Here is a 23,482-nt window from a genome sequence, read left to right on the forward strand (position 1 = left end):
ACGTCAGGCCCCGGGCGCCTGCGGGCCGCGGAACGGCAGCGTCCGGCTGAGGACCAGGTTGGTGGTCGTACTGCCGAACCGGGCCAGCGCGTCGACGATCTCCTCCAGGTGGGCCGTCGACGTGGCCGCCACCTTCAGGACGTAGCAGTCGTCCCCAGTGGTGCGCAGGCACTCCAGGATCTCCGGACGCTCCCCGAGCAGTCGGTGCAGCGGCTCGTGCCGGGTCCCCGGGTACTTCAGCCGGACCACCGCCAGTACCGGGTGCCCGGTTCGCTCCAGGTCCACCTCCGCCCGGTACCCCGTAATCACCTCGGCCGCCTCCAGCCGCCGCACCCGCTCCTTCGTCGCCGACGCGCTCAGGTTCACCCGCCGTGCCAGCTCGGTGAACGCGATGCGGCCCTCCCGCTGGACTTCCGTCAGGATCGCCCAGTCCGTCGCGTCAAGCCTCTCGGTCATCCGTTCAGACTACCGGCGAATCCACGGCCGAACCGGCCCTGAACAGGCGGGAATCCCTTCTGTCGGCCCGTGCGTCCTGCCTAGGGTTGGGCGTGTGGAGATCGGAGTGAACGTCCTCAATTTCGGCCCCGGCACCGACCCGGGAGTCTTGCGGAGCTGGGCCCAGACGGTGGAGGGCCTGGGCTTCGACCTGCTGATGCTCTCGGACCACGTCGCCATCACGCCCGACGTCGCCGAGCGCTATCCGGCCCCCTTCTACGAGCCCTTCACCACCTTGTCCTGGCTTGCCGGACTCACCACCCGGGTCCGGCTCGGCACAACGGTCCTCATCGCTCCCTACCGGCACCCGCTGCTCACCGCCCGGATGGCGGCCAACCTGGACGAACTGAGCGGCGGCCGGCTGGTCCTCGGCGTGGGAGTGGGCTGGGCGCGGCAGGAGTTCGCCGCCCTCGGGATCCCCTTCGAACGGCGTGGACGACTGACCGACGACCACCTGCGGGACATCCGGGCGGCCTGGGCGGACACCGCCTCCTACGGGAACCGGAGGATCCCGGTGTGGGCCGGCGGGAACAGCGACGCGGGGATGCGCCGGGCCGTGCGGCTCGGGGACGCGTGGCATCCGCTGCGCTGCACCATGCCGTGGCTGCGCGAAGCCGCGGACAGGCTGAAGGCGTACGCGGACGAACAACACCTCCCCGTGCCCGCCCTGGCCCCCCGGATCGCCCTGCGGCTCACCTCGGCGCCGGTCGGCGGACCGGGGCGGCTCGCCGGTGAGGGAACGATCGACCAGGTCATGGACGATCTCGGCCAACTGCGGCTACTGGGCGCCGAGGCCGTCGTCCTCGACCCCTACAACGGCGACCCGCGCGAGACGTGCCACCCGCAGGCGGGCCTGCGGGCACTCGCCGCGGTGGCCGAGCAGTTCTACCCACCCCGCACCAGAACGGAGCAGTCATGACCACACCCGACGACCACGCCCTCCTCCGGCGGGCCATCGCGCTCGCCGCCGTGGCACGCGCGGGCGGCAACCCGCCCTTCGGCTCGCTGTTGTCGGGACCGGACGGGACGGTTCTGGCGGAGGAGCACAACACGACGCGCACCGACAACGACATCACCGCGCACCCGGAACTGAAGCTGGCGAGGTGGGCCGCGAGGGAGCTGGACGCGGCCACGGCGGCGGGAACCACGCTGTACACCAGCTGCCAGCCGTGCGAGATGTGCGCGGTGGTCATCCGGCAGGCGGGGCTGCGGCGGGTGGTGTTCGCCCTGTCCAACGAACAGCTCCTGGACATCAGGCCGGGCAGCGGCCGTCCCCCCGTGCCGCAGGACGGCCCCGCGCTGTTCGACGAGGTGCGGGCCGTCGTCGAGGGGTACTACCGCTGACCGTCCCGGCTCAGAGGACGGCCACCGGGGCGACCGGGGTGCCCACCGCGCCGACGAACGGCTCCGGCATCGCCGAGAGGAGGAAGGCGTACCGGCTCTCTTCTGCACAGGCTGTGGACAACTTTTCGAGGTTCCAGTTCTGGCCCTGGTGCATGCCCATCTCGACGAGGTCGAGGGCGTGGACCGGGAGCCAGAGGTTATCGATCTCCGGCGGGAAGATCTCGAAGGTCAGGGTGTCGTTCGCGACCGCCGCCACGTCGCGCGCGTGGAACCACTCCGGCGTACGGACGGACAGGCCCGGGGACGGGAAGCCGTAGCCGTGCTTGTCGCCCGCCAGGTAGACCTGTATCTGGCCGGTGCGGACCAGGACGATGTCGCCCGGGCGGACCGTGACCCCGCCGAACTCCTCGGCTTCGGACAGGTCTTCCGGGGTCACCGCGTGGTCTCCGGGGAGCCGGTCCAAGCCCTTCGCGCGGGCGACGTCGAGGAGCACGCCGCGCGAGACGATGTGTCCGGCCTTGTCGATGCCGCTGAACTCGGCGCGGCCGTGCGCGGTGATCGTGTCCGCCGGGCGGCCGTTGTAGATCCGCCCCGAGTGCGAGACGTGCGTGAGGGCGTCCCAGTGGGTGCCCGCCTGGAGGCCCATGCTCACGGCGTCGTCGCTGCACGCCACCGTGCCCGGGCCGAAGAGCTCCTGGTTGATCTGCACCATCGTGTGCAGCGGGTTGATCCGGCCGGGGATCATGCCGACCTGGACGCCGTCCTCCTTGAGGGGGAGCGCCAGCGGGATGCGGCGGCCGCTGCGGATCTCCGCCGCGGCGGCCCGGACGACCTCGTCGGTGATCAGGTTCAGGGTGCCGATCTCGTCGGCGGCGCCCCAGCGTCCCCAGTTGTTGACGCGCTTGGCGATGGCGTGGAACTCGGCGGGCAGTGACATGGGCCTCAACAGCTCCTTGCGTGGAAACGGCAACGAGGGCTTGTGCAGGTACATCTGACTCCCCATAGAATCTAACGGACCGTCAGAAAACGCGGGAAGGGGCCGGACGTGGGGAACTTCTTGGCAGGGAAGGTCGTCGCCGTCACCGGCGCCGGCCGGGGCATCGGGCGGGCCGTGGCACTCGCCGCGGCCGCCGAGGGTGCCAAGGTCGTCGTCAACGACTACGGCGTCGGGATCGAGGGCGGCGAGCCCACCAGCGAGATCGCCGAATCCGTGGTGAAGGAGATCGTCGCCGCAGGCGGGCAGGCCGTCGCCGTGGCGGACGACATCTCCACCATGGCGGGCGGACAACGCATCGTCGACACCGCGCTCGCCCAGTACGGGCGCATCGACGGCGTGGTCTGCGTGGCGGGGATCCTGCGCGAGCGGATGCTGTTCAACATGTCCGAGGAGGAGTGGGACCCGGTGGTCGCCACCCACCTCAAGGGCACGTTCACCGTCTTCCGCGCCGCGTCCGCCGTCATGCGCAGGCAGGGCAGCGGCACGCTCATCGGCTTCACCAGCGGCAATCACCAGGGCTCGGTCGCCCAGGCCAACTACAGCGCCGCCAAGGGCGGGATCATCTCGCTCGTACGGTCCGCCGCGCTCGGCCTGGCCAAGTACGGGGTTACGGCCAACGCCGTCGCACCCGTCGCCCGGACCCGCATGTCGGCCAACGTACCCATGGAGCTCAAGGAGATCGGCGAGCCCGAGGACGTGGCGGCGCTGGTCACCTACCTGCTCAGCGACCGGGCCAGGGCCGAGGACATCACCGGGCAGGTCTACACGATCGCCGGCCCGAAGATCGCCGTCTGGGCGCAGCCGCGCGAGCTGCGCGCCGGATACGCCGAGGGCTCCTGGACACCGGAGAAGATCGCCGACTTCCTGCCCGGGACGGTCGGCAAGGACCCGATGCCGATGCTCGCGCAGCTGGAGGCCATGGCCAAGGCGGCGGCCGCCAAGGACCGCCCCAACGCGTAGGTCCTGATCGGCCGGACAGGAGGGGGACAGCGTGGACTTCAGCTTCGGGGCCGAGGATGAGGAGCTGCGCGGGCGCGCCCGGGCATGGCTCACGGAGCACCTCGTGGGCCCGTACGCGCAGGTCATCGGCCTCGGCGGGCCGGGCAGCGAGCACGAGGGGGTCGAGGCCCGGCGGGCGTGGGAGCGCGAGCTGGGCCGCGGCGGCTGGATCGGGCAGGGCTGGGAGACGCCCGCCGGGGCGTACGGGCAGCAGCGGCTCTCCCTCACCGGGCAGGTGGTGTGGGCCGAGGAGTACGCGGCGCTGCGCGCGCCCGGCCGGGTCGGCCACATCGGGGAGAACCTCCTCGCGCCCACGCTGATCGCGTACGGCAGCCAGGAGCAGCAAGGCCGCTTCCTGCCGGGCATCGCGCGCGGCGAGGAGCTGTGGTGCCAGGGCTACAGCGAGCCGGGCGCCGGCTCCGACCTCGCGGGCATCCGTACCGCGGCCGTACGGGACGCGGCCGACGGGCTCTTCCGGGTCACCGGGCAGAAGATCTGGACCTCGCTGGCCCAGGACGCCGACTGGTGCTTCGTCCTCGCCCGCACCGAGGCCGGATCCCGGCGCCACCGGGGACTGTCGTTCCTGCTCGTACGGATGGACCAGCCGGGCCGCGTCGAGGTGCGTCCGATCCGGCAGATGTCGGGGACCTCGGAGTTCAACGAGGTGTTCTTCGACGGCGCGGTGGCGGCGGAGGTCGTCGGCGCGCAGGGCGACGGCTGGAGCGTGGCCATGGGGCTGCTCGCCCTGGAACGCGGGGTCTCCACGCTGGTGCAGCAGATCGGATTCGCCGCCGAACTGGAGCGCGTACTGGCCGCCTACGCCGCCTCCGGCGCGGGGGACCCGGTCGTACGCGACCGCCTCGTACGCCAGTGGGCCGAGCTGCGCACCATGCGGTGGAACGCCCTGCGCACCCTCGGCTCCACGGACGACGCGGGCGCCCCCAGCGTGGCCAAGCTGCTGTGGGGCGGGTGGCACCGCCGGCTCGGGGAGCTGGCGGTGGAGGTCCGCGGGGCGGCGGCGAGCGCCGGCCCGGCGGCCTGGGCGTCCGGGCTGCCGTACGAACTCGGACTCGACGAGGAGCAGCGCCTGTTCCTGTTCACCCGTGCCGACACCATCTACGGCGGCTCGGACGAGATCCAGCGCAACATCATCGCCGAGCGCGTGCTCGGCCTGCCTAAGGAGTCCAGGTGAGAGGCGTCGTATTCGACGGCAAGCAGGCCCAGGTGGTCGACGACCTGGAGATACGGGACCCGGGCCCGGGGGAGGTGCTGGTCGCGATCGGGGCGGCCGGACTGTGCCACAGCGACCTGTCGGTGATCGACGGGACGATCCCGTTCCCGCCGCCGGTGGTGCTGGGGCACGAGGGCGCGGGCGTCGTGGAGGCGGTGGGCCCGGGGGTGACCCATGTGACGCCGGGCGATCACGTGGCGCTCTCCACCCTCGCCAACTGCGGGGCGTGCGCGGACTGCGACCGGGGCCGGCCCACGATGTGCCGCAAGGCGATCGGGATGCCCGGGCAGCCGTTCTCGCGGGGCGGGAAGCCGCTGTTCCAGTTCGCCTCCAACTCCGCCTTCGCGGAGCGTACGATCGTCAAGGCCGTACAGGCCGTGAAGATCCCCGCCGACATCCCGCTGACCTCGGCCGCGCTCATCGGCTGCGGGGTCCTGACGGGCGTGGGGGCGGTACTGAACCGGGCGCGCGTCGACCGCGGCGAGTCGGTGGTCGTCATCGGCACCGGCGGCATCGGCCTGAACGTGCTCCAGGGGGCCCGGATCGCGGGGGCCACGACGATCGTGGCGGTCGACGCGAATCCGGCGAAGGAGGCGGTGGCCCGGCAGTTCGGGGCCACGCACTTCATCGACGCGTCCGCGGTGGCCGACTCCTCGGCGGCGGTCCGCGAGATCCTGCCGACCGGCGCCGACCACGCCTTCGAGTGCGTGGGCAACGTCAAGCTGATCCGGCAGGCCGTCGACCTCCTCGACCGGCACGGTCAGGCGATCCTGCTCGGCGTGCCCGGCTTCACGGAGGAGGCGTCCTTCCTCGTTTCGTCCATGTACCTGGACAAGACGATCATGGGCTGCCGGTACGGGTCCTCGCGCCCGCAGCGTGACATCGCGCTGTACGCCGAGCTCTACCGGCAGGGCGGGCTGCTGCTGGACGAGCTGGTGACGGAGGTCTACCCGGTCGAGGACTTCGCGAAGGCCGTCGACGACGCCCACCACGGACGGGTGGCGCGCGGGGTCCTGACCTTCTGAACCTTCTGAACCGTCCGACCTCGTCGGCCGCGCGGGCGGGCCCGGCCGCGCGCACGCGCGCGGTGGGGCGCCGCCCGCCGCGCGCCGGCTCACGCGCTGAAGCGGCCGAACTTCCCCTTGTGGAAGAGGAGCGGCTCGCCCTCGCCGGCCGCGCCCATGGCCACCACCCGGCCCACGACGATGAGGTGGTCGCCGCCGGTGTGTACGGCGTGGATCCGGCAGTCGATCCAGGCGGGCACGGCGTCGAGCCGCGGTGATCCGGTGACGGGGGCGGGGGAGTGGGTCACCCCGGCGAACTTGTCCGCGCCGCTGACGGCGAAGGAGCGGCACAGCTCGCCCTGTTCGGCCCCGAGGACGTTGACGCAGAACACCCCGGCGCGGGCGATCCGCGGCCAGGTGGTCGACGTACGGGCCACCATGAAGGTGATCAGGGGCGGGTCGAGGGACAGCGAGGCGAAGGACTGGCAGGCGAAGCCGGCGGGTCCGTCCCCCTCCTCGCCCGCGCCGGGCGGCGCGGTGATGACGGTGACCCCGCTGGCGAAGTTCCCGAGTACGGCCCGGAACTCGGCGGGACCGACCGGCGCGCGCTCGTCCTCGCCGACGGCCCGCAGGTCGGGGCGCGGCAGAGCGTCGACGGGCTCCGGTTCCCGCTCCGCTGACGCGGAGGTGGGGGAGCCGACTGACCTGAGGTATCGGACGACGGTGGCCGCCATCCCTGCATGTCCCATCACACCGACGATTGAAGCTGACGGTTCGTCAGATAGGAAGAGCCGTGCAGGCGGGCGCACTGATTGAACATGTTCAAGGAGGGGTGTAGGGTCCACGCCTGAGGGACTTGAACGCGTTCAAGCAAGGGGCGGGTGGGTGGAATGACGCAGGTGGCGCAGTGGCCGAGCGCGCAGGGGCCGATGGCGCAGGGCCCGATGGGACAGGGCCCGATGTGGCAGAAGCCGGCGCCGCAGAAGCCGGGCTGGTGGGCCTCGGCGCCGGGGGCGGAGGTGATGGTCGCCGGGGAGATGCTGATCGGGCTGTGCCTCGGCATCGTCTCGCTGGGCTCGGGGGACGACTACGGCCTGACCAGCTACGGCATCGGGACCTTCATCATCGTCCCGATCCTGCTCGTGATGACTCCCCTTCTGCTGCTGGCCTACGCCTTCGTCCACACCCTTGTCTTCATCCGGCCGGCCCTCGCGCTGGCCCGCAAGACCGGCCGGGGGCTGGTCGCGGTGGCCTGGCTCCTGGCCTCCACGGCGCTCGGCGCGCTGGCCCTCGCGTCGCCGGGCGTCCCGTACGCGGCCACCTGGGCCTTCCTCGCGGGCAGCGGGGCCGTCCCCCTGCTGGTCGCGTGGCGCACGATCCGCAAGGGCGGGTCGTGCAAGAGAGTCGTGGGGGTGGCGGGCATCGGCTCCTGCCTGCTCGCCGTGGCCGTCCTGGCCGGCGGCTTCCTGCTCAACCTGAGCGGGGTGACCAGTTACAAGGCGCCCCAGCTGGAGCGTGCCCAGTACGTCGGCGAGTGGCGCACCAGCGACGGCGGCGTGGTCCGGCTCCAGGAGGGCGGCGAGGCGGTGGTCGAGGACGTGGCACTGGACCCGGACGCGCCGGGGCGGCGCGGCGCGGTGACGTACTGCACCGGCACCGGCACCTGGCGGGAGATGCCCGCCGAGAGCACGAGGCACTTGCGGCCCGGGGTGGAGGTGACCGTCAGCGGCTGCGAAGGCTGGATCCGGCGCTGGGAGGTGGCCGGGACCGTGGACCACCCGCAACTGTTCCAGATCATCGGCGATCCGGACGACGGGGACCTCCGGATCCTGCGCCGAACTGGCCTGTGACGGACGAGACATGACGTCACGTCATGACGATGGCCGCACGTGTGTAAGGTCTTGGCCAACGACAGCGACGTCGGGGCTGGAGCGTGCATGGGCAACGGTTTTCGCTACCGGGACATGACGGGCAACATGCGTCGGCTCGGCGTCTCCCGGACGGCGCTCGTCTCGTCGCGGCCCACGGCGGCGACGAAGCAGGCCATCGACGACACCTTCGCCCTGATCGCCGACGCGGGCGTGGACGAGCGGGCCGGCCTGCGGCTGCTGACGATCCTGCGGTTCTGGGGTGAGGTCCTGGTCTCCGTCGAGTACGGGCGGCTGTGGGAGCGCATGGCGCCCCTGCTCACGCACGAGGGCGAGAACCGCTCGCGCTTCTACCTCTGATCTTGGCCAGTGCTCCGTCCTTCAGGGCGGGGGTGAAGGCCATCCTTGGCCCGGAGGCGCGGAGCGCCGGAGTGCTCTGCGCCTCCAGGGTGACGGTCAGGCGGGACGCTGCTGGTTTTCGATGTACTGCTTGACGGCGGTCAGGGGTGCGCCGCCACATGAGCCGGCGAAGTAGGAGCCGGACCAGAAGTGTCCGCCCCACAGGTACCGGCGGACGTGGCTGTCGTACTCCTGGCGCAGCCTGCGGGAGCTGACGCCCTTGAGGGAGTTGACCAGCTTGGAAAGCTGCACCTTCGGCGGGTAGTGCACGAGCAGGTGCACGTGGTCCTGTTCGCCGTTGAACTGTTTCAGCTCGGCTTCGAAGTCGGCGCAGACCTCCCGCATGATCTCTTCGGTGCGGGTCAGCATGACGTCGGTGAACGCCTTCCGCCGGTACTTCGTGACAAAAACCAAGTGGACGTGCAGGTTGTAGACGACGTGACGTCCGGTGCGTACGTCGGGGTTAGGGTTCCAGCGAGGTGACATAAACCAATGCTAGGCTCTCGATCGTGAGTCAAGACACGCTGGTCAAGCGGCAGTTCGGGCACCGTGCCCGTCTTTCGCTATCGCGCGCCGAGGTGTTGAAGACTGATGGCCAGGCGCACGCGGCCCGCACCATGTGGAACCTGCTGCACGCCTGGTGGCGGATGATGCCGAAGGAAAAACGGACTCTTGCGAACGCGGATGCCGCCATACGCCAGGCCCGCGAGGACATCGACTTTCTTGCTGTCCTTCCCGCGCAGGCCGCGCAAGCGGTGTTGAAGACGTACTTCCAGGCGTGGAAGAACTGCTGGGACGGCCGCGCCGACGCCCCGAATTTCAAGGGCCGGTTCCGCACGGTGATGTCCGTGGACGTCCCGCAGGGCCGGGACCTGAACATCACCCGCGTGCACCGCCGCTGGGGCATGGCCAACATTCCCAAGGTGGGCCGGGTCCGATTCCGGTGGACCAAGGACCTGCCCGTGGGCAAGCATGCCAACGCGGAGAACCGGATCACCGGGGCGCGGCTGATCAAGGACGCGCTCGGCTGGCACATCGCCTTCCGTGTCCAGGCCTTGGAGGTCAAGCCCGAGCCCCACCAAGGGCCGGAGGTCGGCATCGACGTGGGTGTCACCGTGCCCATCGCTCTCTCAGACGGTGAGATGTACGAGCACGGCGAGTGGCTGACCGGCAAGGAGAAGGCGAAGCTCCTACGCCTGGAGCAGCGCGCCGCGCAGCGTAAGCAGTACCGCAAGCCCGGCGAGCGCGCCAGCCGCCGACTGCACCACACCTACGACCAGATCGCAGGACTCCGTGCAAAAGCCAAGCGCAGAGCCCTGGACTGGCAACATCAGACGACCACCGCCATCGCCCGCACATACGGCACGGTCGTGGTCGAAGCACTCACCATCACGAACATGGTCAAGTCGGCCAGGGGAACCATCGAAGAGCCGGGGAAGAACGTCGCCCAGAAATCCGGGCTGAACCGCTCCATCAGCGGGGAGGCGTGGGGCCGGACGGTCACCATGCTGACGTACAAGACCGCCCAACACGGCGGCACCCTGCACAAGGTCCCGGCCCCCAACACTTCCCGGCGATGCTCCGCGTGCGGGTTCATCACGCCCGGGAGCCGGGAGTCCCAGGCCGTGTTCGTTTGCAAGAACCCGGACTGCGGCTGGTCAGGCAACGCCGACTGGAACGCAGCCCGGAACGTCTTGTATCTGTACCGGATGGGCCACGCGCTCATCCCGGCTGCCGGGAGGGCAGTCGTCAGGCGTGCCAAGCGCGTCAAGCCCGCTGCCGCAAGGTAAGCAGGAATCTCCCGGCTTCAGCCGGGAGAGCACTTCAATATCCCCACCACGTGCACGACGCCAAGGACCGCCCGCTGGAGAGCGTCTCCCTGCTGTCCGTCACCCACTCGGACCGCCTGGCCCTGCGGTTGCGGGAGTTCCTCGACGACGGGGGCGAGGGGGCGGTCGACTGCTTCAAGGACGCGGAGGAGCGGTCGCTGCGGCTCAAGGTGAGCTTCTACGACCAGTTCCGGCCGGCCCTGGAGCGCGCCCGAACCTGAGGCGGCAACGCGCCCCCCGTTACCCCCGTACGGCCCCCCGTACGGGTGAAACGAGGCGCCCGCGGGGGTCCGTACGCCCGGGCGGGGGTGGAGGCTCGGCATCGTGGCAGCGGCCGCGCACCGCCGCCGCTCCGCCGCACCCCCGGGAGGACCCCATGCTCGGCACCGACTTCCGTACCGGATCACCCAACTGGCTCGACCTCGGCACCCCCGACACCGCGGCGGCCGCCGCCTTCTACGGCGCCGTCTTCGGCTGGAACCACGAGTCCGCCGGGCCCGACGCGGGCGGGTACGGCCTCCTCCAGAAGGACGGGAAGACCGTCGCCGGGCTCGGCCCGCTCACCGAGGAGGGCGCCCGGTCGGCGTGGATGGTGCACTTCAGCACCCCGGACGTGCAGAAGACCACCGACGCGGTGAAGGCGGGCGGCGGCCGGGTCCGTCTGGAGCCCATGGACGTCATGGGCGAGGGCTGGCTGGCACAGGCCACCGACCCGCAGGGCGCCGAGTTCGCGCTGTGGCAGCCCGGCAAGACACCCGGATTCGGGGTGGCCTCCGCCGAGAACACGCTGGTGTGGGTGGAACTGCACGTGCCGGACCCCGTCGCGGCCCTCGCCTTCTACTCCGGGCTGTTCGGGTGGCGGCACGAGGAGATGGAGGCGCCCGGGATGACGTACCGGGTGCTGAGCCTCGCCGACGGCGACAAGCAGGAGACGTCCTTCGGCGGGGTCGCACCCCAGGGTGAGGGCGCGGGCGGCGGCTCGGCGATGGTGCCGCGCTGGGTGCCGTACTTCCACGTGGCCGACGTGGACGCCACCGCCTCCACGATCGAGGGCAACGGCGGTGCGGTGCTCATGCCCGCGGCGGACGTGCCGGACGTCGGCCGGATCGCGTGGGCCGCCGACCCGGCGGGGGCGGTGTTCGCGCTGCTGAAGCCGAACCCGCAGCAGAAGTAGCCCGTGTAGGCGGGCGGGTGGGCGGGCGGGCTCAGCGGCCGAGGTACTTGGGCGTGCGGCGCTCCACGAAGCTCGCCACGCCCTCGTTCGCGTCGGCCGTGGTCATGTTGATCTCCTGAGCGGTGGCCTCGGCGGCCAGTGCGGCCGCCCGGTCACCGTCCAGCGAGGCGTTGACCAGCTGCTTCGTCATGACGATGGCCCGGGTGGGGCCCTGGGCGAGACGCTCGGCCCACGCCCGGGCGGTCGCCTCCAGCTCCTGCGCCGGGACCACCTTGTTGACCAGGCCGAGGCGCTCGGCCTCGGCCGCCGGGACGGCGTCGCCGAAGAACATCAGCTCCTTGGCCTTCTGCGGGCCGACGAGCCGGGGGAGCAGGTACGCGCCACCGCCGTCGGGGACCAGGCCGCGGCGGACGAACACCTCGATGAAACGGGCCGGTTCGGCGGCGAGGACGAGGTCGCAGGCGAGGGCGAGGTGGGCGCCGATGCCGGCGGCCGTGCCGTTGACGGCGGCGAGCACCGGCTTCTCGCAGTCGAGGACCGCGGTGATCAGGCGCTGCGCGCCGAGCCGGATCATGCGGGCCACGTCGCCGGCGACGCGGTCCCCGGTGGTGGCCGGGGCGCCGCGGAGGTCCGCGCCCGCGCAGAAGCCCTTGCCGGTGGCGGTGATGACGACGGCGCGGACGGCGGGGTCGGCGGAGGCGTCCGCGAGCAGCGCGATGACGCGTTCGCGTTGGTCCCAGGTGACGGCGTTCATGGCCTCCGGGCGGTTGAGGGTGATCCACGAGACGTTGCCGTCGACGCGGTGCAGGATCTCGTCCGAGGGGGTGCGGGTCATGGGTGAGCTTCCCTTCAGGGTTCGTGGGCGGGTGCGGACCGTGTCCCGGGCTCTGCCCGGACCCGCGCCTCAAACGCCGGCGGGGCTGAAATGCAGCCCCGCCGGCGTTTGAGGCGCGGGGGTTCGGGGGCGGAGCCCCCGACAACGGTGGCGCGGGCCGGGTGGGGGGTCCGGCTTCGCCAGCGCAGCGTCAGCGGCAGATGGCCAGGGCGTCCAGGGCCACCGCCCCCTGGCCGCGGGGGAGGATCATCAGGGGGTTGATGTCCAGCTCGGAGAGTTCGTCGCCCAGTTCCAGCGCCATCCGCTGGATCCGCAGGATGACCTCCACCAGGGCGTCCACATCGGCCGGCGGCGCCCCCCGTACGCCCTCCAGCAGTGCGTGCCCGCGCAGTTCGCCGAGCATCGCGCGGGCCTGGTCCTCGCCGAAGGGCGGGACGCGGACCGCCGCGTCGTTCAGGACCTCCACGAGGACACCGCCGAGGCCCACCGTCACCGTCGGGCCGAAAAGGTCGTCCTGGGTGACGCCGACGACCATCTCGACCCCCCGCTCCACCATCTGGCAGACCAGGATCCCGTCGAGCGGGACGTTCTCGTAGCGGGCTATGTCGGTGAGCTCCCGGTACGCGTCGCGGATCTGGCTCGCGGAGGTCAGCCCGATCTTGACCAGGCCGAGCTCGGTCTTGTGCCCGAGCTGGGGGCCCGAGGCCTTCATGACCACCGGGTAGCCGACCAGCCCGGCTGCCCGCACGGCCGCGGCCGCGCTGGTGACGAGCTGCTCGCGGGGGACCCGTATGCCGTACGCGCGCAGCAGCTGCTTCGCCGCGTGCTCGCTGAGCTGCTGGCCCGGCCGCATGAGGGCCTGCGCCTTGCGGTACGAGGGTGAGGGCGTGCGCGGGGCGTCCTCGAAGGGGGAGCGGTATCCGGCGGTGAAGCGGTGGTGGCCGAGGTAGGCCCGTACGGCGGTGATGCAGTTGCCGAAGGTACGGAAGGTGGCCACGCGGGAGGAGCCGAGGAGCGTCGTGCGGTAGGCGTCCTCCGTGCCGACGGGGGAGCCCCAGATCACGCAGACCAGCTTGTCCGTGGCCTCGGCCGCGTCCACCAGGTCCTGGGCGAGCTTGTCGCTCATCGGGGGGAAGGGGCCGGTGATCGGGCAGATGAGGACGCCGACGGACGGGTCGGCGAGGATCGCGTCGATGATCTTCCGGCCGCGCCAGTCGCCGACGGGGTGGCCGCCGTTGTCCACGGGGTTGGCCACGTTCAGGTACTCCGGGATCCACTGGTGGAGCTCGTCCTGCCTGGCCTGCGGGAGGGTGGGCAGGGTCAGGCCAGCCTCCGTGGCCAGGTCGGAGAAGTGGGCTCCGGTGCCGCCGGAGATGGAGTAGACGACGACCCCGTCGGCCTTCGGCTTGCGGGCCCGGGCGAGCAGGGCGGCGGTGTCCTGGAGCTCGTCCAGCCCGTCGACGCGGATGACGCCGAACTGGCGCATGGCGGCGTCCACGACGGTGTCGGCGCCGGTCAGCTTCCCGGTGTGGGAGGCGGCCATGCGGGCGCCGGTCTCCGTGCGGCCGACCTTGACGGCGACGACCGGGACCCCGTTGCGTGCGGCCCGGTCGGCGGCGAGCAGGAAGGACCGGCCGTCCTTGAGGCCCTCCACGTAGCAGGCGATGGCCCCGACCTCGGGCTGCTCGGCGAAGTAGGAGATGAAGTCGGAGGTCTCCAGGTCGGCCTCGTTGCCGGTCGGCGCCCAGTGGGAGAGGCGGATGCCGAGCTCCTGGAGGGTGTAGACCGGGCGGCCCTGGTGGCCGGACTGGGTGATGAGCGCGATCGCCGGGCCGTCGAGGTCGTCGCGGAACTCCTCGAAGGCGTTGAGGTTGGTGTTCGGGCCCAGCAGGCGCAGGCCCGAGCGCTCGACGGCGGCGCCGAGGCGGGCCTGGGCGGCGGCGCCCGCGTCGCCGGTCTCGGCGAAGCCGGAGGCGAAGGCCACGGCGAACTTCACCTTGGTCTCGGCCAGTTCCTCGATGACGGGCAGCGGGTCGGCGACGAGGAGGACGGCGAGGTCGACCTGTTCGGGCAGGTCGGCCACGGAAGCGTGGCAGGCCAGCCCGAAGACCGTGGGGCGGGTGGGGTGCACGGGGTGGATCCGGGCGCCCACCCGCTCGGCCCAGGCGATGAGCTGGCGGGTGATGCCGGTGTTCGGTCTGCCCTCGGCGTCGGAGGCGCCGATGACGGCCACGGACTCGGGCCGGAAGAACCGGTCCAGGTCGGGCACGTCGGCGTGCAGCGGCCGTCCGCTGACGTCCATGGCGACCGCGTCGTCGGCGGAGGGTGCCGCCGATGAGTGGACGGCGGTCCTGGGTGTCTCCCCGCAGGCCTCGACACGTGCGCGGAAGTCGGTGGTGAGGGTGCCGTGAGTAGATCCAAGCATCGTTCCGCCCGCTCCTGCTCGATGAACCTCGATGGAACTCGATAACTGACGTGTAGTCAGATTACTGAACTGACGTGCCGTCAGGAACAGGGCTGCGCAGGAAAGCTGGCGGAAAGTGATGTGTGGATGTGGTGTGCGGTGGTCTCTCGCGTCTCTCTATGGCACGGTGCCAGACCCTGCCGGGCGGGGCCAGGTGTCTTTCAGGCCTACGGGGTGTCCCCCTGGGGCCGCCCGGCCGCCACGGCCTTGGCGATCTTCTCCGCGTCCATGGCCATCTCCCGGAACATCCCGCTGATGGGGTTGGTGAAACCGGTGAAGTACAGGCCGGGGGCCTGCGCGGGGGTGCGGGCGCCGTGCGTACGGGGCCGGCCCTGCTCGTCCAGTACGCCCAGGTGGCCGACCAGGTCCTCCAAGGCGCGGCGGTACCCGGTGGCCGCGATCACCGCGTCCGGAGTGATCCGGGAGCCGTCCGCGAGCACCACCTCGGCGCCGTCGAAGGACTCGACGGCCGCCACCGGCTCGACCTTGCCGCTGCGGACCGCGTCGATCAGGCCGACGTCCTGAACCGGGATCGCGCCCTCGGTGACCCTGCTGTACAGGCCGGTGGCGGGGCGCGGGAGCCCGTACGCCGACAGGTCGGGGACGGAGACCTTGGCGACGAGCGTGGACAGCCGGTCCACGAGCTTCACGGGCAGCCGGCGTACGAGGATCCCCGTGCGCTGGGCCGGCCAGCCGGCGGTGGAGCGGCGCACGATGTGCGGGGCGGTGCGCACGGCGAGCCGCACCCGCGCGGCCCCGCCCTCGACGAGGTCGACGGCTATCTCGGCGCCGGTGTTGCCGACACCGACGACGAGGACGTCCTGGCCCGCGTACGGCTGCGGGGCGCGGTAGTCGCGGGCGTGCAGCAGCCGCCCGGTGTACGCGTCCTGGCCCGGCCAGTCGGGGAGTGCGGGGGTGTGGTTGTAGCCGGTGGCGACGACGACGGCCGTGGCGGCCAGCACCCGCCCGCCGGTGGCGTGCAGGGTCCAGCCGCCCTCGGGTGCGGGCTCGATCCGGGTCACCTCGACGCCGGTGACGAGCTCCAGCTCGTGGAACTCGGCGTACTTCTCCAGGTAGCGCACGACGTCGTCGCGGGAGACCCAGCGCCCGAAGCGGCGCGGCATGGCCAGGCCCGGGAGGGCGGAGAGGCGGCGGGTGGTGTGCAGGCGGAGCCGGTCGTAGTGGCGCCGCCAGGACGCGCCGACCGAGTCGGACTTCTCGACGACCACCGCGCGGACCCCGCGGGCGCGCAGCGCGGCGGCCGCGGCGAGGCCGCCGGGGCCGGCTCCGATGACGTACACGGGGCGGGGCTGGGTGGTCATGTCGGGTGCTGTGGGGACTCCTGGCATGAGGTGTGATCGTATCGCCACGCTGGGTTGATGGGTCTCGGACGAGGAGGGAATCGATTGCGGATCGGTCACGACGGGATTCGGCGCGCAGCGGCCGGGCCTGCGGGCCGGGCCTGCGGGTCGCGGCCGGGGCCTTGCGGGATCGCCCGGGATCCGCTGAACTGACGTTCCGTCAGATTCAGTGCGCGACGATCGATCGCGAGAGGGGTGGGGGCTGCCGATGCAGACCATCTGGCTCAGTGGGGCCGAGTGGCTCGCCGTGCTCCGGATAGGCCTCGGCCTGTGGTGGCTGGAGAGCTGGCGCCACAAGGACAAGAAGGGCTGGTTCGAACGCGGCACCGGCATCGCGTGGGCCGCCGACGTCGCGGGCAAGCACCGCTGGACCTTCGTCCAGAGCGGCTTCGATCTGGTCGTGAAGCCCCGCCCCAAACTGGTGGCGTACATCGTCGTCTACGCGGAACTCGCGCTCGGGCTGGGCCTCGTACTCGGCTTCCTGACCCCGATCGCGCTGGTGGGCGGGCTGCTGCTGAACCTGCTCTACCTGGTGCTGATGATCCACGACTGGGCCGAGCAGGGCCAGAACGCGATGATGGCGCTCATCTCGCTCGTCGCGCTCTTCGCCATGGCCTGGCAGACCTGGTCCCTCGACGAGGCGATCGGACTGTTCCTGTGAGCGGCGCACGGTACGACCTCCCGGAGGCGGACGCGTTCACCCGGCCCTACTGGGACGCGGCGGCGGAGGGCCGGCTCCTGTTGCGGCGCTGCGCGGACTGCGGGCGGGCGCACCACTACCCGCGCGAGTTCTGCCCGTCCTGCTGGGCCGGGGAGGACCGGGTGGCGTGGGAGGCGGCGAGCGGCCGGGCGACCCTCTACACCTGGTCGGTGATCCACCGCAACGACCTCCCGCCGTTCGGCACGCGCGTCCCGTACACGGCGGCGGTGGTCGACCTGGCGGAGGGCCCGCGGATGATGACGGAGGTGGTCGACTGCGAGGCGGCGGACCTGCGCATCGGCATGGCGCTCGCGGTGACCTTCCGCGAGGCGGCGGACGGGGTGTGGGTGGCGCTCTTCCGCCCCGCGGGCTCGGACTGACCCCGGCTCTCACTCCACGCCGAGGTCGTGGCGCATGGCGGTCCTCATGGCCCGCAGGAAGTCCCAGAGCTCCTGCTGGGCCCGGGCCGCGCTCTCCATCGTCTCGCCCGCCTCCGGCTCACCGCGCTCCAGGCGCTTGACCTGGCCGTACACCTGAGTCAAGGCCTGGTTGGCCGCGCTCGCCCGCCTCAGCACCTCGTCGGGGGCGGTCATCTGCGCCTCCGAGTACCGGCCGAGGTGGGCGCTGCGCGCCTCTTCGAGTGCGACGCGGTCCGCGTCCGCCGCGCCGCGCTCCCGCATGACGTGCAGATGGCGGCTCAGCGCCGTGGTGAACTGCCGGGCGTCGCGGTTGAGTTCCACGTAGCAGGCGCGGCGCAGTGCGAGGTTCTCGCGGATCTCCTCGTGCCCGCGCACGAGCTCTATCTCCCGGCGCTTGACGCGCTCCGAGCCGCGCTGGGTGAGGATCGCGCCCCCCAGGGTCCCTGCGACGCCCGCCACCGCGATGATCACCGAACTGAGCTCCACCAGCGCACACTAAGGCCACAGCAGCTCGCGGGTCCAGGAGCCGTCGGCGGTACGCCGGTAGCGCAGCCGGGTGTGGCGGCGGGCGGCGTCGCCCTGGAAGAACTCCACCTCGACGGGGTCCAGTACGTACCGCGTCCAGGTCGGAGCCGGGGCGTCCGGCTCGGCGCCGGCCCGCTCCCAGGCGGCCGCCGAGGCGCGCGCCAGTTCCTCCGCGGAGCCGAGCACCTCGCTCTGCCGGCCCGTGAGTGCGGCCGCGAGCGCACCCCGCGAGCGGACCGCCAGGTCCGCGCGGCTCTCCTGCGGCCCGCAGGCACCGACCCGGCCCCGGATCCGCACCTGCCGGGCCACGGTCGGCCAGTAGAACCCGAGCGCCGCCTGCGGCTGCCCGGCCAGCTGCACGCCCTTGGCGCTGGTGGCGTGCGAGGCGAAGTGCCAGCCCCGCGCGTCGGCGTCGTGCAGCATCAGCGTCCGTACGTCGGGCCTCCCCTCGGCGTCCACCGTGGCGAGGCTCATCGTGTGCGGCTCCAACTGCCCCGCCCGCGCCGCGTGCACGAACCACTCCCGGAACAGCGCCAACGGCTCGGCGGGAGCGCCCCCGGCGTCGAAGCCGGGGAGCGCGGAGTCCCACACGCGCAGGGAGTGCAGGGTGTTGTGGAATTCTTCGTCGAGGCTGCTGCCGGCGCTGGTCATGCCCCTATCGAACACCACGCGGTGCGAGCCGGTTTCCCGCCCGCTCGAGAGGGGGGCCCGGCCGCGGGCCCGCCCGTAGGGGGTGTCTTGCCGATCAGGCCCCCGGCCCCGCCCACAGCCCGTCCGCCGTGAGCCCCAGCAGGTCGATCGCGTTGTCGCGCACGATGCGGTCCACCACGTCCGGCGCCAGGTGGCCCATCTGGGACTCGCCGACCTCGCGGGACTTCGGCCAGGTGGAGTCCGAGTGGGGGTAGTCCGTCTCGTAGAGGACGTTGGCGACGCCGATCGAGTCCAGGTTCTTCAGACCGAACGCGTCGTCGAAGAAGCAGCCGAAGACGTGCTCCGCGAAGAGCTCCGACGGCGGGCGCAGCACCTTGTCCGCGACGCCGCCCCAGCCGCGGTTCTCCTCCCAGACCACGTTCGCACGCTCCAGGATGTACGGGATCCAGCCGATCTGGCCCTCCGCGTACATGATCTTCAGGTTGGGGAAGCGCTCGAACTTGCCGCTCATCAGCCAGTCGACCATCGAGAAGCAGCAGTTGGCGAAGGTGATGGTGGAGCCCACCGCCGGCGGGGCGTCCGCGGAGGTGGACGGCATGCGGGACGAGGAGCCGATGTGCATGGCGATGACCGTGCCGGTCTCGTTGCACGCCTCCAGGAAGGGGTCCCACTCGTCGGTGTGGACGGAGGGGAGGCCCAGGTGCGGGGGTATCTCCGAGAAGGCGACCGCGCGCACGCCGCGCGCCGCGTTGCGGCGGACCTCCGCCGCCGCCAGGCGGGCGTCCCAGAGCGGGATGAGGGTGAGGGGGATCAGGCGGCCGTGGGCGTCCGGGCCGCACCACTCCTCCACCATCCAGTCGTTGTAGGCCCGTACGCCGAGCAGCCCCAGCTCGCGGTCCTTGGCCTCGGTGAAGGTCTGGCCGCAGAAGCGGGGGAAGGTCGGGAAGCAGAGCGCCGACTGGACGTGGTTGACGTCCATGTCCGCGAGCCGGTCGGGAACCGAGAAGGACCCCGGGCGCATCTGCTCGTAGGTGATGACTTCCAGTTTGATCTCGTCGCGGTCGTACCCGACGGCCGTGTCGAGCCGGGTGAGCGGCCGGTGCAGGTCCTCGTACACCCACCAGTCGCCGATCGGGCCGTCGTCGCCCTTGGCCCCCATGACGGGGGCGAACTTGCCGCCGAGGAAGGTCATTTCCTTCAAGGGGGCGCGGACGACGCGCGGGCCGATGTCCTGGTACTTGGACGGGAGGCGGTCCCGCCAGACGTGGGGGGGCTCCACCGTGTGGTCGTCCACCGAGATGATCTTCGGGAAGGTCTCCATGACTTATACGGTAGCGCTGAACTGACGAACCGTCAGCTAGTTGGACCGTGATCGGCCCAGGACGGGCTGACGTGTACGTGCAACACAGGGCAGACTGACCCTTACGACGACGGAAGGCAGGGTGACGACAGATGGACGGCGTACCGGCCATCCCGCAGCCGCCGAATGCGGCCACAGCCGCACCCGAAGCAGGTCCTGGTGCCGGTTGCGACGGGGCCGGGTGTGTGCCGGGGCGCTCCCCGCAGGGCGCCGAACGCAGCACCGCCGCACCCCCCGACCCCTCGCCACGTTCGGCGCCCGAGGAGACGCTCCGGCGCGCGCCCGGCCCCGGCGGAACCCCGCCCGCGCCCGGGACCACGGCGGAGCACACCGCTCCAGCGCCCGGCGCAACGGCGCCCGCGCCCGGGACCACGGCAGAGCACGCCGCCGAGGCGACCGGCGAGTCCCGCTTCGCCGTACTAGGCCCCGTCCGCGCCTGGCGCGGCGCCGAGCTGCTGCCCTCCGGCACCCCCCAGCAGCGCGCCCTGCTCGCGGTGCTCCTGCTCCGCGACGGCCGCACCGCCACCGCGCCCGAACTCATCGACGCCATCTGGGGCGAGGACCCGCCGCAGCAGGCCCTGGCCACCATCCGTACGTACGCCTCCCGCCTGCGCAAGGTCGTCGCCCCCGGGCTGCTCGTCACCGAGTCCGGCGGCTACGCCATCCGCCTGCGCTGCGCCGCCACCCTCGACCTCGGCGTCGCCCGCAGCCTCGCCGCCGACGCCGAAACGGCCCGCGCCGCCGGTGACCGCTCCCTCGCCCGTACGCTCCTGGCCCGCGCCCTCGACCTCTGGGAGGGCGAGCCCCTCGCCGGGGTCCCCGGCCCGCACGCCGAGACCGAGCGCACCCGGCTCGTCGAATGGCACCTCCAGCTGCTGGAGACCCGCCTCGACCTCGACCTGGAGGTCGGCCACCACGCCGAGGCCGTCTCCGAGCTCACCGCCCTCACCGCCGCCCACCCGCTGCGCGAACGCCTGCGCGAGCTGCTCATGCTCGCCCTCTACCGCAGCGGCCGGCAGGCCGAGGCCCTCGCCGTCTACGCCGACACCCGCCGGCTCCTCGCCGACGAACTCGGCGTCGACCCCCGCCCCGAACTCGCCGCCCTCCAGCAGCGCATACTGAACGCCGACGCCGATCTCGCCCGCGCGGAAGACCCGGCCCCGGCCGCCGCGACCGTTCACGTAAGGCCTGCCCAATTGCCTGCGACCGTCCCCGACTTCACGGGCCGCTCCAGCTTCGTCGAGGAGCTCGGCACGATCCTGTCCGCGGGCGCCGCGGGCCAGGTCATGGCCGTCTCCGCGCTCGCCGGGATCGGCGGCGTCGGCAAGACCACCCTCGCCGTGCACGTGGCCCACGCCGCCCGCCCGCACTTCCCGGACGGCCAGCTCTACGTCGACCTCCAGGGCACCGAGGCCCGCCCCGCCGAACCGGAGGCCGTCCTCGGCTCCTTCCTGCGCGCCCTCGGCACCCCCGACACCGCCATCCCCGACTCCCCGGCCGACCGCGCCGCGCTCTACCGCTCCACCCTCGACGGCCGCCGCGTCCTGGTCCTCCTCGACAACGCCCGCGACGCCGCCCAGGTCCGCCCGCTGCTGCCCGGCACCGCGGGCTGCGCCGCCCTCGTCACCAGCCGGGTGCGCATGGCGGGCCTCGCCGGGGCCCATCTCGTCGACCTCGACGTGATGAGCCCCGAGGAGGCCCTCCAGCTCTTCACCCGGATCGTCGGCGAGGAACGCGTGCGCGCCGAACGCCAGGCCGCCCTGAACGTGGTCGGCGCCTGCGGCTTCCTGCCGCTCGCCATCCGCATCGCCGCCTCCCGCCTCGCCGCCCGCCGCACCTGGACGGTGTCCGTCCTCGCCGCCAAGCTCGCCGACGAACGCCGCCGCCTCGACGAGCTCCAGGCCGGCGACCTCGCCGTCAAGGCCACCTTCGAGCTGGGCTACGGCCAGCTGGAGCCCGCCCAGCAGCGCGCGTTCCGCCTCCTCGGCCTCGCCGACGGCCCCGACATCTCGCTGTCCGCGGCAGCGGCCGTACTCGACCTGCCCGAGTACGACACCGAGGACCTCCTCGAAGCCTTAGTCGACTGCTCCCTCCTCGAATCCGCCGCCCCCGGCCGCTACCGCTTCCACGACCTCGTACGCCTCTACGCGCGTGCGTGCGCGGAGCGCGACGAGCAGCCGCCGAGCAGCCGCGAGGCCGCCCTGGACCGGCTCCTCGACTTCTACCTGGCCACCGCCTCCGGGGTCTACGCCCTGGAGCGCCCCGGCGACCGGCTGCCCGCGCACCTGTCCGACACCCACTACCCCGGGCTGGTCTTCGCCGACCCGCGCGCCGCGCTGGACTGGCTGTACGCCGAGGCCGACCCGCTGCTGGCGTGCGTACGGCAGGCCTCCGTACGGGCGTCCGCGCGGCCCTCCGGCACGGCCGGAGACGCGCTGGTGCTGCGCCGGGCCGTGGACCTGCTGTGGGCGGCCAAGGACCTGGCCGAGTCCGGGGCCAACTCCAAGCAGTACGAGTCGGCCGCCGTCGCCCTGCGCGACGCCGCCCGGGCCGCCGGGGACCCCTACGCCGAGGGCCGGGCCCGTACCACCCTCACCAACGTCCACCTGGTCGCGGGCCGTTTCACCGAGGCCGACGACGAGGCCCGCCAGGCCACCGGGCTCGCCCGCGCCGCCGGAGACCCGCTGCCCAGCTGCTGGGCGCCCAACGACCGCGGGATCATCGCCCTCTACCAGGGGCGGTACGCCGACGGCGAGCGGCACCTGCTGGAGGCCATCAAGAGCTTCCGCGCCGACGGCAACAACGTCGGCGAGGCCAGCGCCCTGTGCAACCTCTCCCGCATCCACGTGGAACTGGGCCGCCTCGCCAGCGCCATAGACCTCGCCCAGCAGGGCATCGCCATCTACGACCGGATGGGCCTGACCCTGCGCCTGGCCAACGGCCGCTACGCGCTGGGCATCGCGCTCACCCAGGCCGGCCGGTTCGGCGAGGCCCTGACCCAGCTCACCGAGGCGCTCGCGCTGTTCCACGACAACCGCCAGCCGCTGTGGGAGGGCGTCACCCACTTCCGGCTCGCCGAGACCCACCTGGCGGCACGCCGGCCCACCCTGGCCGCCTCGCACGCCGAGCAGGCCATCGCGCTGCGCGGCATCGGCGGCGAGTGGCGCCGGGCCACCGTGCTGACCGTGCTGGGCAAGGCGCTGCGGCGGCTGGGGCAGCGGGACCGGGCCCGGGCCTGCTGGCGGGACGCGGAGAGCGTCTTCGCACAGCTGGGGTCGACCGAACTGGCCGAGGTGCGGAACCTGCTGGCGTCGGAGCTCGCCGCCTGAGCTGCGCCCCGATCTGTGCCGACCTGCGTCTGACCTGCGGTGATGTCCGATGAACGAGGCGTTCATCGTTCGTTTATCGCCCCCCGCCACGATAGGTGCATCGACCCGGGGCGTCGGGGGGCAACCGGGTCGGTTGGAGGACTACCCGTTCGGCGATCCTCGGGGGAATCGCCGAACGGGCCCTACCCATCCACCAGGAGAACCGATGACGACGAACGAGAACATCTTGCCGACCGACGGTGACATCAAGCCGCTGGACAACCACGCCTCGGGCGTCGAAATCGAGACCCTGGACAACCACGCCTCGGGCATCGAGATCAAGCCGGTCGACCAGCCCGTCCCGCTCGACCCGCCCGCTCCGGGCGAGGAGATCCAGACGCTGGACAACCACGCGTCGACTCCGCGCCCGTAAGACGCACCACACCGTACGTACGGGGGATCACGGGGGATCTGCGTACGGGGGATCAACGGGGGAACGGCGGTCGCGGTGGCCCGGAG

Annotated in this window: 24 protein-coding genes; 14 read left to right on the forward strand and 10 right to left on the reverse strand. The window is 72.2% G+C overall.

What is annotated here, in order from left to right:
- Positions 1-3 precede the first annotated feature (3 nt).
- The gene (locus tag ACZ45T_RS30155) at positions 4-456 is read right to left on the reverse strand and encodes an Lrp/AsnC family transcriptional regulator (RefSeq protein ID WP_468446807.1); all 453 of its coding nucleotides are present in this window, start codon (positions 454-456) and stop codon (positions 4-6) included.
- A gap of 94 nt (positions 457-550) precedes the next feature.
- On the opposite strand from ACZ45T_RS30155, the gene ACZ45T_RS30160 reads away from it, so the two are divergent.
- A complete protein-coding gene (locus ACZ45T_RS30160; RefSeq protein ID WP_468446809.1) occupies positions 551-1,414 on the forward strand; it encodes an LLM class flavin-dependent oxidoreductase in 864 nt (287 codons plus the stop codon).
- The gene (locus tag ACZ45T_RS30165) at positions 1,411-1,839 is read left to right on the forward strand and encodes a nucleoside deaminase (RefSeq protein ID WP_468446811.1); all 429 of its coding nucleotides are present in this window, start codon (positions 1,411-1,413) and stop codon (positions 1,837-1,839) included. Before ACZ45T_RS30160 ends, ACZ45T_RS30165 begins: the two co-directional genes overlap by 4 nt.
- A 10-nt stretch (positions 1,840-1,849) precedes the next feature.
- Here ACZ45T_RS30165 and ACZ45T_RS30170 read toward each other — a convergent pair whose 3' ends face one another.
- On the reverse strand, positions 1,850-2,776 hold the full coding sequence (locus tag ACZ45T_RS30170; protein WP_468446813.1) for a cyclase family protein: 927 nt from the start codon (positions 2,774-2,776) through the stop codon (positions 1,850-1,852).
- A 108-nt stretch (positions 2,777-2,884) separates the two neighbouring features.
- On the opposite strand from ACZ45T_RS30170, the gene ACZ45T_RS30175 reads away from it, so the two are divergent.
- From ACZ45T_RS30175 to ACZ45T_RS30185, 3 genes are read left to right on the forward strand one after another with little or no spacing between them, the layout of a single operon-like run.
- Positions 2,885-3,796, forward strand: coding sequence for an SDR family NAD(P)-dependent oxidoreductase (locus ACZ45T_RS30175; protein ID WP_468446815.1), 912 nt, complete (start codon positions 2,885-2,887; stop codon positions 3,794-3,796).
- 31 nt (positions 3,797-3,827) lie between these two features.
- Positions 3,828-5,027: an acyl-CoA dehydrogenase family protein gene (locus ACZ45T_RS30180; RefSeq protein WP_468446817.1), complete on the forward strand. Its 1,200-nt coding sequence runs from the start codon at positions 3,828-3,830 to the stop codon at positions 5,025-5,027.
- Positions 5,024-6,091: a Zn-dependent alcohol dehydrogenase gene (locus tag ACZ45T_RS30185; protein WP_468446819.1), complete on the forward strand. Its 1,068-nt coding sequence runs from the start codon at positions 5,024-5,026 to the stop codon at positions 6,089-6,091. The genes ACZ45T_RS30180 and ACZ45T_RS30185 overlap by 4 nt, the downstream gene beginning before the upstream one ends.
- Before the next feature lie 89 nt (positions 6,092-6,180).
- Here the strand turns inward: ACZ45T_RS30185 and ACZ45T_RS30190 are convergent, their stop codons facing one another.
- The gene (locus ACZ45T_RS30190; protein WP_468446894.1) at positions 6,181-6,804 is read right to left on the reverse strand and encodes a flavin reductase family protein; all 624 of its coding nucleotides are present in this window, start codon (positions 6,802-6,804) and stop codon (positions 6,181-6,183) included.
- 156 nt (positions 6,805-6,960) lie between these two features.
- Here ACZ45T_RS30190 and ACZ45T_RS30195 point away from each other — a divergent pair, with 156 nt between their 5' ends.
- Both ACZ45T_RS30195 and ACZ45T_RS30200 read left to right on the forward strand, forming a co-directional pair.
- The gene (locus tag ACZ45T_RS30195; RefSeq protein ID WP_468446821.1) at positions 6,961-7,920 is read left to right on the forward strand and encodes a hypothetical protein; all 960 of its coding nucleotides are present in this window, start codon (positions 6,961-6,963) and stop codon (positions 7,918-7,920) included.
- Positions 7,921-8,007: 87 nt separating this feature from the next.
- Positions 8,008-8,298 carry a hypothetical protein gene (locus ACZ45T_RS30200; RefSeq protein ID WP_468446823.1) on the forward strand — a complete coding sequence of 97 codons (291 nt, stop codon included), beginning with the start codon at positions 8,008-8,010 and terminating at the stop codon, positions 8,296-8,298.
- A gap of 96 nt (positions 8,299-8,394) precedes the next feature.
- On the opposite strand, the gene tnpA is transcribed toward ACZ45T_RS30200, so the two are convergent.
- On the reverse strand, positions 8,395-8,823 hold the full coding sequence (gene tnpA, locus ACZ45T_RS30205) for an IS200/IS605 family transposase (protein ID WP_468446825.1): 429 nt from the start codon (positions 8,821-8,823) through the stop codon (positions 8,395-8,397).
- Positions 8,824-8,846: 23 nt separating this feature from the next.
- On the opposite strand from tnpA, the gene ACZ45T_RS30210 reads away from it, so the two are divergent.
- The 3 genes from ACZ45T_RS30210 to ACZ45T_RS30220 all read left to right on the forward strand — a co-directional run bounded on the left by ACZ45T_RS30210 (position 8,847) and on the right by ACZ45T_RS30220 (position 11,340).
- Positions 8,847-10,127, forward strand: coding sequence for an RNA-guided endonuclease InsQ/TnpB family protein (locus tag ACZ45T_RS30210; protein ID WP_468446827.1), 1,281 nt, complete (start codon positions 8,847-8,849; stop codon positions 10,125-10,127).
- A 50-nt stretch (positions 10,128-10,177) separates the two neighbouring features.
- Positions 10,178-10,387 carry a hypothetical protein gene (locus ACZ45T_RS30215; RefSeq protein ID WP_468446829.1) on the forward strand — a complete coding sequence of 70 codons (210 nt, stop codon included), beginning with the start codon at positions 10,178-10,180 and terminating at the stop codon, positions 10,385-10,387.
- A gap of 155 nt (positions 10,388-10,542) precedes the next feature.
- Positions 10,543-11,340 carry a VOC family protein gene (locus ACZ45T_RS30220; protein WP_468446831.1) on the forward strand — a complete coding sequence of 266 codons (798 nt, stop codon included), beginning with the start codon at positions 10,543-10,545 and terminating at the stop codon, positions 11,338-11,340.
- 31 nt (positions 11,341-11,371) lie between these two features.
- On the opposite strand, the gene ACZ45T_RS30225 is transcribed toward ACZ45T_RS30220, so the two are convergent.
- The 3 genes from ACZ45T_RS30225 to ACZ45T_RS30235 form a co-directional block, all read right to left on the reverse strand.
- Positions 11,372-12,175 (reverse strand): enoyl-CoA hydratase/isomerase family protein, encoded by an 804-nt coding sequence (locus tag ACZ45T_RS30225; RefSeq protein ID WP_468446833.1) that lies wholly within the window; start codon positions 12,173-12,175, stop codon positions 11,372-11,374.
- A 190-nt stretch (positions 12,176-12,365) separates the two neighbouring features.
- Positions 12,366-14,600, reverse strand: a complete 2,235-nt coding sequence (locus tag ACZ45T_RS30230; RefSeq protein WP_468446835.1) for an acetate--CoA ligase family protein — start codon at positions 14,598-14,600, stop codon at positions 12,366-12,368.
- Positions 14,601-14,806: 206 nt separating this feature from the next.
- Positions 14,807-15,961, reverse strand: a complete 1,155-nt coding sequence (locus ACZ45T_RS30235) for a flavin-containing monooxygenase (RefSeq protein WP_468446837.1) — start codon at positions 15,959-15,961, stop codon at positions 14,807-14,809.
- Positions 15,962-16,208: 247 nt separating this feature from the next.
- Here ACZ45T_RS30235 and ACZ45T_RS30240 point away from each other — a divergent pair, with 247 nt between their 5' ends.
- Complete coding sequence (locus ACZ45T_RS30240; protein ID WP_468446839.1) at positions 16,209-16,661, forward strand: DoxX family protein; 453 nt, start codon at positions 16,209-16,211, stop codon at positions 16,659-16,661.
- Complete coding sequence (locus ACZ45T_RS30245) at positions 16,658-17,080, forward strand: Zn-ribbon domain-containing OB-fold protein (protein ID WP_468446841.1); 423 nt, start codon at positions 16,658-16,660, stop codon at positions 17,078-17,080. Before ACZ45T_RS30240 ends, ACZ45T_RS30245 begins: the two co-directional genes overlap by 4 nt.
- Positions 17,081-17,089: 9 nt before the next feature.
- Here ACZ45T_RS30245 and ACZ45T_RS30250 read toward each other — a convergent pair whose 3' ends face one another.
- The 3 genes from ACZ45T_RS30250 to ACZ45T_RS30260 all read right to left on the reverse strand — a co-directional run bounded on the left by ACZ45T_RS30250 (position 17,090) and on the right by ACZ45T_RS30260 (position 19,616).
- Positions 17,090-17,605: a hypothetical protein gene (locus ACZ45T_RS30250; protein ID WP_468446843.1), complete on the reverse strand. Its 516-nt coding sequence runs from the start codon at positions 17,603-17,605 to the stop codon at positions 17,090-17,092.
- 9 nt (positions 17,606-17,614) lie between these two features.
- On the reverse strand, positions 17,615-18,295 hold the full coding sequence (locus ACZ45T_RS30255) for a pyridoxine/pyridoxamine 5'-phosphate oxidase (RefSeq protein WP_468446845.1): 681 nt from the start codon (positions 18,293-18,295) through the stop codon (positions 17,615-17,617).
- Between the two features lie 94 nt (positions 18,296-18,389).
- A complete protein-coding gene (locus ACZ45T_RS30260) occupies positions 18,390-19,616 on the reverse strand; it encodes an amidohydrolase family protein (protein WP_468446847.1) in 1,227 nt (408 codons plus the stop codon).
- A gap of 224 nt (positions 19,617-19,840) precedes the next feature.
- Between ACZ45T_RS30260 and afsR the strand changes: the two genes are divergently transcribed.
- Both afsR and ACZ45T_RS30270 read left to right on the forward strand, forming a co-directional pair.
- Positions 19,841-22,984, forward strand: a complete 3,144-nt coding sequence (afsR, locus tag ACZ45T_RS30265) for an SARP-family global regulator AfsR (RefSeq protein WP_468446849.1) — start codon at positions 19,841-19,843, stop codon at positions 22,982-22,984.
- A 205-nt stretch (positions 22,985-23,189) separates the two neighbouring features.
- Positions 23,190-23,396 carry a hypothetical protein gene (locus tag ACZ45T_RS30270; protein WP_468446851.1) on the forward strand — a complete coding sequence of 69 codons (207 nt, stop codon included), beginning with the start codon at positions 23,190-23,192 and terminating at the stop codon, positions 23,394-23,396.
- Positions 23,397-23,482 lie beyond the last annotated feature (86 nt).

It is taken from the genome of Streptomyces sp. NPDC030995, from assembly GCF_055571215.1.